Source organism: Mesorhizobium sp. P2_D1 (genome assembly GCF_056404455.1).
In genome coordinates, this window is the sequence record NZ_JBFUDZ010000051.1 from 29,142 (window position 1) to 39,969 (window position 10,828).

The 10,828-nt window shown below is 63.3% G+C and carries 9 protein-coding genes; 2 read left to right on the plus strand and 7 right to left on the minus strand.

What is annotated here, in order from left to right:
- Nucleotides 1–106: 106 nt before the first annotated feature.
- The 6 genes from AC1D0I_RS26655 to dusB all read right to left on the minus strand — a co-directional run bounded on the left by AC1D0I_RS26655 (nt 107) and on the right by dusB (nt 8,462).
- Nucleotides 107–970, minus strand: a complete 864-nt coding sequence (locus tag AC1D0I_RS26655; RefSeq protein ID WP_477398849.1) for a D-amino-acid transaminase — start codon at nt 968–970, stop codon at nt 107–109.
- Between the two features lie 101 nt (nt 971–1,071).
- Nucleotides 1,072–2,433: a nitrogen assimilation response regulator NtrX gene (gene ntrX, locus AC1D0I_RS26660; RefSeq protein WP_095091615.1), complete on the minus strand. Its 1,362-nt coding sequence runs from the start codon at nt 2,431–2,433 to the stop codon at nt 1,072–1,074.
- On the minus strand, nt 2,423–4,708 hold the full coding sequence (locus tag AC1D0I_RS26665; protein ID WP_477227111.1) for a sensor histidine kinase NtrY-like: 2,286 nt from the start codon (nt 4,706–4,708) through the stop codon (nt 2,423–2,425). The genes ntrX and AC1D0I_RS26665 overlap by 11 nt, the downstream gene beginning before the upstream one ends.
- Nucleotides 4,709–4,837: 129 nt before the next feature.
- Complete coding sequence (gene ntrC / locus AC1D0I_RS26670) at nt 4,838–6,298, minus strand: nitrogen regulation protein NR(I) (protein WP_095091616.1); 1,461 nt, start codon at nt 6,296–6,298, stop codon at nt 4,838–4,840.
- The gene (locus tag AC1D0I_RS26675) at nt 6,295–7,437 is read right to left on the minus strand and encodes a two-component system sensor histidine kinase NtrB (protein WP_477398851.1); all 1,143 of its coding nucleotides are present in this window, start codon (nt 7,435–7,437) and stop codon (nt 6,295–6,297) included. Before AC1D0I_RS26675 ends, ntrC begins: the two co-directional genes overlap by 4 nt.
- Complete coding sequence (gene dusB, locus AC1D0I_RS26680) at nt 7,434–8,462, minus strand: tRNA dihydrouridine synthase DusB (RefSeq protein ID WP_477398852.1); 1,029 nt, start codon at nt 8,460–8,462, stop codon at nt 7,434–7,436. Before dusB ends, AC1D0I_RS26675 begins: the two co-directional genes overlap by 4 nt.
- A 232-nt stretch (nt 8,463–8,694) precedes the next feature.
- On the opposite strand from dusB, the gene AC1D0I_RS26685 reads away from it, so the two are divergent.
- Nucleotides 8,695–9,918, plus strand: coding sequence for a bifunctional 2-C-methyl-D-erythritol 4-phosphate cytidylyltransferase/2-C-methyl-D-erythritol 2,4-cyclodiphosphate synthase (locus AC1D0I_RS26685; RefSeq protein WP_477398854.1), 1,224 nt, complete (start codon nt 8,695–8,697; stop codon nt 9,916–9,918).
- Nucleotides 9,915–10,403 (plus strand): CinA family protein, encoded by a 489-nt coding sequence (locus tag AC1D0I_RS26690; protein ID WP_477398856.1) that lies wholly within the window; start codon nt 9,915–9,917, stop codon nt 10,401–10,403. Before AC1D0I_RS26685 ends, AC1D0I_RS26690 begins: the two co-directional genes overlap by 4 nt.
- A gap of 71 nt (nt 10,404–10,474) precedes the next feature.
- On the opposite strand, the gene AC1D0I_RS26695 is transcribed toward AC1D0I_RS26690, so the two are convergent.
- A partial coding sequence (locus tag AC1D0I_RS26695) for a type II toxin-antitoxin system RatA family toxin (RefSeq protein ID WP_477398858.1) occupies nt 10,475–10,828 on the minus strand: 354 nt, incomplete at its 5' end.

The window sequence follows — 10,828 nt, forward strand, 5'->3', positions numbered from 1 at the left end:
AATGCGCCAAATTAACGGGCACATGTCAAGCGCGCAAACACCCTCTTGTCGTCAGTAACGACAAGCAGAACGAGATAAATTGATGTTCATTCCACCTGTGCGGTTATCAGGCTGGACTTTGTTCCGCAATGTCAAAAAAGGCCTTACGCAAGGAAAGTGTTACTGAGCCGGGGTGTCCATTGGCAACCGGATCGCCGTCGATGGCCACCACCGGCATGGCAATTGTGGTCGCGGAACTGATGAACGCCTCACGCGCTGCCTTGGCCTCGGCGACGGAAAAACCACGTTCCTCGATCTTCAAGCCAAGGCTGGCCGCCACCTCGAACATGGTCGTGCGGGTGATGCCGCGCAGGATGCCATGCTCGGCCGGCCTGGTGACCAGAACGCCATCCGTGGTGACGATCCAGGCGTTCGACGAGCCGCCTTCCTTGACCATGCCGTCGCTGTCGACGAACCATGCCTCCTGCGCACCGGCTTCCTTGGCCTTCTGCTTGGCCAGCACGTTAGGCAGCAGTCCGACGCTCTTGATATCGACCCGGTTCCAGCGATTCTCCGGCACGGTGATGACCGCAATGCCGGTTTCAGCCCGCTTTGCTCCGGCGGCAGGATCGGCTTTCCTGGCTGTGACCACCAGGGACGGCCTGGTGTCCGCCGACGGGAAGACAAAGTCGCGGCTGGCGACGCCACGCGTGACCTGGACATAGACCAGGCCATTGGCGACATGATTGCGGTTGACCACCTCGCGCAGGATGAGCGGCAGGACACCGCGCGTCACCGGCCAGGCAATCGACAGTTCGGTCAGCGAGCGGTTCAAACGGGCCAGATGGCGCGGCATATCGACGATGAAGCCACGCGCCACCTCGCAGACCTCGTACACGCCATCGGCGAACTGATAGCCGCGGTCCTCGATATGCACGGAAGCGTCCGCATGAGCGACGTAGCGCCCGTTGACATAGGCAATGCGCGGCATTGGCGACCCCTGGATAATTCTCGGGCTTTCTTATGCGATTCCGCCGCTGCCGTAACCGGCAAATGGTTGGCCCAAGCGCGGCCGATCGGACGTCGCGCCTGTCAGACGCCCAGCGACTTCAGCTTGCGGTGCAAAGCGGAGCGCTCCATGCCGATGAACTCGGCGGTTTTCGAGATGTTGCCGCCAAAGCGGTTGATCTGGGCGATCAGATAGTCCTTCTCGAACTGTTCGCGCGCCTCGCGCAGCGGCAGCGCCATGATGTGCTGGTCGGATTGATTCGGCGTGCGCGGCATGACATCGCCGATTTCGGACGGCAACAGGTCGGCGGTGATCGGCGCATCGACGTCATCGCCGCGCGCCAGGATCATCAGACGCTCGACATTGTTGCGCAGCTGGCGGACGTTGCCCGGCCAGTTGTGCGCCTGCAGCACGGCCAGCGCGTCATCGCCGATGCGGCGCGGCTTGATGCCGGCCTGGCGGGCGATCTGCTTCATGAAATTGTCGACGAGGTAGGGAATGTCCTCGCGCCGCTCGGCCAGTCCCGGCACCATGACCGGAACCACCGCCAGGCGATGGTAAAGATCCTCGCGGAAACGCCCGTCGGCAATCATCGCTTCGAGGTTCTGCGAAGTCGAGGAAATGATGCGGACGTCGACCTTGACCCGCTTGGTGCCGCCTACCCGCTCGAACTGCTGCTCGACCAGCACGCGCAGGATCTTGTTCTGCGTCTCGCGCGGCATGTCGGCCACTTCGTCGATGTAGAGGATGCCGCGATGGGCCTCCTCGAGCGCGCCGACCTTGCGCTCGACACCGTTCGATTCGGTGCCGAACAGCTCGATCTCCATGCGCTCGGGCGTGATGTTAGCGGCGCTCAGCGTGACGAATGGCGCGCCCTTGCGCGCCGACAGCGTGTGGATGGCGCGCGCGGCCAGTTCCTTGCCCGAGCCTGACGGGCCGATGATCATGACGCGGCTGTTGGTCGGCGCGACGCGCTCGATGGTCTGGCGCAGCTGGCTCATCGCCGACGACATGCCGATCAGATCGAAGGTTTCGCCGCTGCGCAGCTTGAGGTCGGAAACCTCGCGCCGCAATTTCGAGGTTTCGAGCGCACGCTCGGCAATGAGGATCAGCCTGTCGGCCTTGAACGGCTTTTCGATGAAGTCATAGGCGCCGCGACGAATGGCGGAGACTGCCGTTTCGATGTTGCCGTGACCGGAGATCATCACCACCGGCAAGGTCGGGTGCATTGTCTTGATCTCGTCGAGCAGCGCCAGGCCATCCAGACGCGAGCCCTGCAGCCAGATGTCGAGGAAAATCAGCCGCGGCGCCCGGTCGGCGATCGCCGCCAATGCGCTGTCGGCATCGAATGCCGTGCGGGTTTCGTGACCTTCGTCGCTCAGGATGCCCGCGACGAGTTCACGGATGTCTTCCTCGTCATCGACGATGAGAATATCAGACGCCATTACCGACCTTTTCAGTTTCTCGTTCGTTTTCCGACCTGCTTTCGCCACGCGGAAGCGCGACCGCAACAGGCGGCAAGATGATGCTGATCATCGCGCCGCGCCCGCCGTGGAAATCCGCGGGCGCGTCATGAAGTTCCAGCCTGCCACCATGGTCCTCCACGATCTTCTTGACGATAGCGAGACCGAGCCCGGTGCCCTTCTCGCGTGTGGTCATATAGGGCTCGAGCAGCCGTTGGCGATTCTCGCGCGGCAGCCCTTTGCCATTGTCGATGACGTCGATGCGAATCGCGCCATTCTGGCGGCCGGCTTGAATCCGGATTATGCCGTGCGAACCATCCTTCTGTTCCAGCCCATCGATCGCTTCGGCGGCGTTCTTGATCACATTGCCGAAAGCCTGCGCCATCAGCCGGCTGTCGAACGTGCCCTTGAGCGGCTCGCTGCCGAATACCCGCTCGAAGGTAATGTCGGCGCGGCTGACCTCGACCAGGAACGAGGCCTCGCGCAGTGATTCGCGCAGGTCGATGGCCTTCATTTCGGGCTTCGGCATGCGCGCGAACGCCGAGAACTCGTCGACCATGCGGCCGATGTCCTCGACCTGCCGGATGATGGTGTCGGTGCATTGGTCGAAAACCTCGCGGTCCTCGGTTATGACCTTGCCGTAGCGGCGCTTGATCCGCTCGGCCGACAGCTGGATCGGCGTCAGCGGGTTCTTGATCTCGTGCGCGATGCGCCGCGCCACGTCGGCCCAGGCGGAGGAGCGCTGCGCCTGAACCAGATCGGTGATGTCGTCGACCGTCACGACATAGGATTTTTCCTCCGCGCCGTCGTCGCCGGCCTCGATGGTGATTTGCACGTTGAAGGTCCGCTCGGCACCGGCGCGATAGAAAGTGACCTGTTCGCGGTAGACCGGTTTGCCGGACTTGCGGCCGATCTCGAAGACGCGGCCGACATGCGGCAGCACGGCGGAGAGGTTCTGTCCAAGTGCCGCGTTGGCGGATATCGCCAGCATCGCCTCGGCCGAGCGGTTGACGATGGTGACGATGCCATAGGGGTCGACGCCGATGACGCCGGCGGTGACACCGGCAAGCACCGCTTCGGAGAAACGGCGCCGTTCGTCGATCAGGTCCTTGGCGGACAGGATCTCGTTGCGCTGTGATTTCAGTTCGAGAAGCATCTTGTTGAACGTGTCGCCGAGCGAGGCGACATCGCCGTCCGATGGCCTGACGGGAACCGCGACGTCGAGATTGCCGGTCGCCACCTCGTCGGCGGCGCCGATAAGCTGGCGAATCGGCCGCACCAGGCGATCGGCAACGGCAATGCCGGTCCAGATCGCGGACAGGATGATGATCAGCGTCAGCGACAGATAGGGCAGCGCGAAGGCCACCTGCGACGTGCGCCTGTTATCTTCCAGCCCGCGATATTCGTCGGTGTTGGATCTGACGATCTGCCGCGCCTTGATCACTTCGGGATCGACGAGGCGAATGGTGTAGAGATAGAGCCCATCGATCTCGCGCAGCTTGACGATGGCGCCCATGATGTTGCGCGTTTTCGGCTCTATCAGCACCGGCTTGCCGTCGGAGGCACTGGCCACGGCGCCTTCCGGCGGCTCGGGCATGGCGAAATCGGTGTCGGTCTTGGCGCTCATGACGAACGAGCCGTCGGGTTTGATCAGCGCTGCATGGGCCAGCGACCGGCCCACGGCTTCCTTGTTCATCAGGTCGAGAAAGCCAGTCCGATCAAGGCCATAGAGCGTCCTTGACGCGTCGAGATCATAGGCCATCGACAGCGTCGTGCCCTGGAGGTTGCGGGCGTTTTCCTGGACATAGGCATCGGCGATCGACAATGACGAATTGACGATCGTCTTGGTGCGGATTTCGAACCAGCGGTCGAGGCCGATGTCGAGCGTGATCGAGGCGATGATCGCCACCATGATGGCGGGAATTGCGGCGACCAGGGCAAACATTGCGACGATGCGCACATGCAGCCGCGAGGCCGCCTTGCCGTGCCGGCGAGCCATCAGGATGCGGTGTACTTCGCGTCCGACCAGCGCGATGAGGAACAGGACGAATATGGCATTGAGGGCGATCAATGCGAGCGTCGTCGACTCGTTGGGCGTAATCGGCGTGGCGCCGACGAGGATGGTGAACGAGATCGCCGCCGTCACCAGCGCGCCGCCGACCGCGACCACACCGGGCAGCGCAAGCAGCCTGCGCCCGTCGCGTGCGCCGGGTTCGCTGAAAAGCGGTTGGTTGAGTGTCGGTGCCTGCGGAGCCATGTCGCCGTCTAGAGCCATCATTGCGTCGGATGTATGCAACGCATTGTGGCGATTATGCAACAAGTGTGACCGAGACGGAAATCTTTCGCGAGATGGTCCCCTGAAAAGAGCCCGGGCTCGGATCAGGGCTCAGGGCTGTCGCGATGATTTGTAGACGTTGACGCCGAGGTCGCGAATCTTCTTGCGCAGCGTGTTGCGGTTCAAGCCCAGCAGTTCGGCGGCCTTGATCTGGTTGCCGCGGGTTGCCGTCATCGAGGCCAGGACCAGCGGATACTCGACCTCGGACAGAATGCGCTGGTAGAGACCGGCAGGCGGCAAATCGCCGGCAAACGAGGCGAAATAACGCTGCAGGAAATGCTCGACCGCCTGGCCGATGGACAGGTCGTCGGGAATGAGGTTGCCGCCGCCCGGCACCACCGGGCGCTCGCCGGTCTTGAGCTCGGCTTCGATGATCTCGGCCGAAATCTCATCCTGCGAATAGAGCGCGGCGAGCCTGCGGACGAGGTTTTCCAGTTCGCGCACATTGCCCGGCCAGGGGTAGCGCTTCATCAGTTCGATGCCGCCCGACGAAATGCGCTTGGTCTGCAGGCCTTCCATCTCGCCGAGCTTGAAAAAGTGCCGCACGAGGTCGGGCACGTCCTCGGAGCGCTCGCGCAGCGCCGGCAGCCTGAGCGGCACGACGTTGAGGCGATAGAAAAGATCCTCGCGGAAAAGCCCCTGGTTGATCAGCGTGCGCAGATCCTTGTTGGTGGCGGCGACGATGCGCACGTCGGTCTTGATCGGCGTGCGTCCGCCAACGGTCGTGTACTCACCCTGCTGCAGGACGCGCAGCAGGCGCGTCTGCGCTTCCATCGGCATGTCGCCGATCTCGTCGAGGAACAGCGTGCCGCCTTCGGCCTGTTCGAAGCGACCGGTGGAGCGGTTCTGGGCGCCGGTGAAGGCGCCCTTCTCGTGGCCGAACAGTTCCGACTCGATCAGGTCACGCGGGATCGCCGCCATGTTGATGGCGACGAACGGGCCGCCGCGGCGGCGGCCATACTCATGCAGCGCACGCGCCACCAACTCCTTGCCGGTGCCGGATTCGCCAGAAATCATCACCGTCAGGTCGGTCTGCATCATGCGCGCCAGCATGCGGTAGATGTCCTGCATGGCCGCCGAGCGGCCGACCAGCGGCATCGCGTCAGGTTGCTCTTCCGGCCGCGCATCGATCTTCGGCCGCCGCGGCTCGGAAAGCGCCCGGTTGACGATGTTGAGCAGTTCGGTCAAGTCGAATGGCTTCGGCAGATATTCATAAGCGCCGGTTTCGGATGCACGGATCGCCGTCATGAAGGTGTTCTGGGCGCTCATGACGATAACGGGCAGCTCCGGCCGCGCCTTCTTGATGCGCGGCAGCATGTCGAAGGCGTTCTCGTCCGGCATCACCACATCGGTGATGACCAGATCGCCCTCGCCCGCCGCCACCCAGCGCCACAATGTCGAAGCGTTGGAAGTGACGCGCACCTCGTGACCGACGCGCGAAAGCGCCTGGTTGAGGACGGTGCGGATCGCCGCATCGTCGTCGGCGACGAGAATATTGCCGCGAACGGTCATTTGCGGTCTCCTTCACCGTCTTCATCGGCGCCGTATGGCACCTCTTTCCAGGCCGGCATCAGAATGCGGAATGTGGTCCCGCGCGGCGTCGATTCGCATTCGATGATGCCGCCATGCTCGCCGACGATCTTGGCGACCAGCGCCAGCCCCAGCCCCGAGCCGTTCGGCTTGGTGGTGATAAAGGGATCGAACAGGATCGGCAGGATATCTTCCGAGACGCCGGAGCCATTGTCGCGCACGCAGAATTCCAGCGGCAGCGATACGCGATCCTGCGTGCCCGGAACGGAAACACGGATGCCCGGCCGGAAGGCGGTCGACAGCACGATCTCGCCCTGCGGGTCACTGCCGATTGCCTCGGCGGCGTTCTTGACCAGGTTGAGGAACACCTGGATGAGCTGGTCGCGGTTGGCAAACACCGGAGGCAACGAAGGATCATAATCCTCCATTATCTTGATTCTCTTGGCAAAACCGTTCTTGGCAATCGCCTTCACATGGTCGAGAACGACGTGGATGTTGACGGGGTAGCGATCGATCGGCCGCTCGTCGGAAAACACCTCCATGCGGTCGACCAGCGACACGATGCGGTCGGTCTCGTCGGTAATCAGCCGCGTCAGCGCGCGGTCCTCGTCGGAAGCCGACAGTTCGAGCAGCTGGGCAGCACCGCGGATGCCGGAGAGCGGGTTCTTGATCTCATGGGCAAGCATCGCCGCCAGGCCGGTCACCGAGCGCGCAGCGCCGCGGTGCGTCATCTGCCGGTCGATCTTGTCGGCCATCGRCCTTTCCTGGAACATCACCACGACGGAGCCTGGAAATTCCGGCACCGGCGCGACATAGAGATCGACGACCTTCTCGATGCCCAGGCGCGGCGACGACACGTCGACCCGGTATTCGTTGACTGGAGCGAGGCGTTCGCGCACCTGATCGACCAGCGTCAGCAGCGGGCTGCCGAAGGGAATGAGTTTCGACAGCGTGTTGCGGGCGAGCATGGTCGCGCTTGAGCGGAAAAAGTCCTCGGCATCGGCATTGGCGTAGGTGATGAACCCTTGCTCGCTGATCATGATCACCGGACGCCGGATGGTGTTGAGCACGATCTGGGCGGCATCCGCCATTTCAACACTCTGGCCAGCGGCGGCGATCATGCGGCGCTCCGCAGGTTCGACGGTTGCGCATCGTGCGAAAACACATCGCGCAGCATGGCGATGACGCGCGCGGGCTCGAATGCGGTCAGTATGGCCTTTCGGCTGTCGTCAGCCATGCCGCCGGCATGACGGTCGAGATACCAGCCAAGATGCTTGCGCGCCTGGCGCAGGCCACTTTCGACGCCATAGAGCGCCAGCATGTCCTCGTAGTGGGCCACGACATAATCGGCCAGCGCTATCCGGTTCTGCGGCACCTTGGCCGCTGCCTCGCCCGTCGCGGCCGCCGCGATGCTGCCAGCGATCCAAGGCGCACCGTAATGCGCGCGGCCGATCATCACGGCATCGGCACCTGACTGGTCGAGAATGGCAGCCGCTTCCGCCGGCGAAGAAACATCGCCATTGGCGACGACCGGGATCGACACCGCTTCCTTGACCCGGGCGATGGCGCGCCAGTCGGCCTTGCCCTGATAGAACTGGCAGCGCGTGCGGCCGTGCACCGTCACCATCCTGACACCGGCCTGTTCGGCGCGGCGCGCCAGCATCGGGGCGTTGAGTGCGCCTTCGTCCCAGCCCAACCGCATCTTGACCGTGACCGGCACCTTGACCGCGCCGACCACGGCGTCGATCAGCGACAGCGCGTGGTCGAGATCCAGCATCAATGCCGAGCCGGCATAGCCACCGGTAACCTTCTTGGCCGGGCAGCCCATGTTGATATCGATGATGTCGGCGCCCTCGCCAGCGGCGATCCGCGCGCCTTCCGCCATGTGCGCCGCCTCGCGGCCGGCAAGCTGCACCATGTGAACCGGCAGGCCGGAATGACGAATGCGCAGGTCGCAACCGGCCCTGCCCTTGGCAAGCTCGCCGCTGGCGACCATTTCGGATACGACAAGACCGGCGCCATGCGCATGGGCGCGCTGCCGGAACGCCTCATCGGTGATGCCCGACATCGGCGCCAGGAACACGCGATTGCGAATTTGCACACCGCCGACGTCGAGCGGCGCGGCCAATTTGGTCAAATCAGGCATGCACAAAAACCAAGCATATTCATTCGTTGCACATTCTCTAGCCAGAACCGGCGCAATGTGCAACGCGGAATGACGCCACATTAAGGCGCAATTGGGAAAAATGCTGGCCTTCCAAATTGGCGCCAGACGCCCCTTGGAAGGCGCAAAGGACGCCTTCGAAGTTCATATTTGGCGCACGATCTTTTCCGAAAACCGATTACACTTTCCGGGATCGTGCGCTAAGCCAATCTGCATGACTGACGCAAGTGAAAATTCGAGTGACGATGGCAAGGTCGCCGTGGTGATCGTCGCCGCCGGCCGCGGCGCTCGCGCCGGGCAGGCCAACGGACCCAAGCAGTATCAAAGTATTGGCGGCCACGCCGTCATCGCCCACACGATTGAGATTTTCCTGGCCCACCCGCGGACCAGCGAAGTTGTTGTCGCCATTCATGCCGATGACCACGAGCTGTTCCAGCAGGCAGCAGGCGCCAACGCCGGGCGGGTCATCGCCATCATGGGCGGGGCGACCAGGCAGGCTTCGGTGCGGCTCGGACTGCTCGCACTGAGAGGCCACGCGCCGGGCCGGGTTCTGATCCACGACGCCGTCCGCCCGTTTGTTGATGCGGAGTTGATCGACCGGACCATCGACGCCATCGGCGAGCGCGAGGGCGCGCTGCCCGCCCTGCCCGTCGCCGATACGCTGAAGCGCGAGTCGGCCGCCGGCGTCGTCGGAGAAACCGTTTCCCGCAGCGGACTTCACGCCGCGCAGACGCCACAGGGCTTTCCGTTCTGGCCCATTCTTGCCGCGCACGAGAAAGCCCATCACCTGGGGAAAATGGACTTCACCGACGACGCCGCGATCGCCGAATGGGCGCATATTCCGGTAAGGATCGTTCCGGGTTCACCGGACAATGTCAAACTCACCTGGGCACGGGATATTGCAATGGCGGACCAGCGGCTTTCCGGCGACCGTGCGCGCTTCCCCGATATCAGAACCGGCAATGGCTACGACGTGCATGCCTTCGAACCTGGCGACCATGTCACCCTGTGCGGCGTCGCCATCCCGCATGACAAGAAACTTTCGGGCCACTCCGACGCCGATGTCGGCCTGCATGCCTTGACCGATGCGCTGCTGGCGACCTGTGGGGCCGGCGACATCGGCACGCATTTCCCGCCGTCCGATCCGCAGTGGAAAGGCGCTGCATCTCGTATCTTCGTCGAACATGCGGCAAAGTTGGTGCGCGAGCGCGGCGGTCGCATCGCCAACGCTGACATCACGCTGATCTGCGAGGCGCCGCGCGTCGGCCCGCATCGCGAGGCGATGACGGCAGCCCTGTCACAGATGCTGGCAATTTCCCCTGATCGCATCTCGATCAAGGCGACAACCAACGAAAAGCTCGGCTTTGTCGGCCGCGAGGAAGGCATAGCGGCCATCGCCACCGCCAGCGTGGTGTTTCCCGGCGAGGTGCCGGAATGACCAACGACGAGCTGGCAAACGCGCTGCTTCAGGCCTGCCAGCAGCGCGGCATCATGCTGGCAACGGCGGAAAGCTGCACCGGCGGCATGATCATCTCCGCGCTCACCGACATTGCCGGCTCGTCCGCCGTGGTCGATCGCGGCTTCATCACCTATTCGAACGAAGCGAAGATGGACATGCTCGGTGTTTCCCCCGCCACGCTTGAGGAGTACGGCGCGGTTTCACGCGAGACGGCGATCGAAATGGCAAAGGGCGCGCTGGCCCGTTCGCGCGCCAAGCTGACGCTGGCGGTCACCGGCATTGCCGGCCCCGGCGGCGGCTCGGCGCAAAAGCCTGTCGGCCTAGTCTGGTTCGGCGTCGGCTTGGACGGCCAGGCCGTGACCGCAGAGCGCCAACTGTTTGCCGACAAGGGTCGCGATTTTATCCGCCGTGAAACAGTTGGGCATGCGCTGGAACTGGGACTGCGTGCGCTCGGCCAGCGTTAAAGTGCGACGCGCTTTAAGTCTTTGTATTTATGCCTATCGTTGTTCCGCTGCGCACTTTTGGGCGACATGCATCAGGCCGACGATGCAACACCATAGATGACGTCGGCGCGCTTCTCGAAAGCCTCGGCGAACATGCGGAAGGCGCGATCGAACATGGTGCCCATCACCGCGCCCAGAATGCGGCTCTTGAATTCATAATCGATGAAGAAGCGGACAATACAGCCTCCGCCATCGGGTTCGAAGCGCCAGACATTGCTCAGATATTTGAACGGGCCATCGATGTATTTCACGTCGATGGTGTTCTCGTCGGGTTTCAGCAGCACCTGCGTGGTGAAGGTTTCGCGGATCGCCTTGTAGCCGATGCTCATGTCGGCGACGAGAACGGTGCGTCCGTCACGCTCCTTGCGCGAGCGCACCGTCAGCGC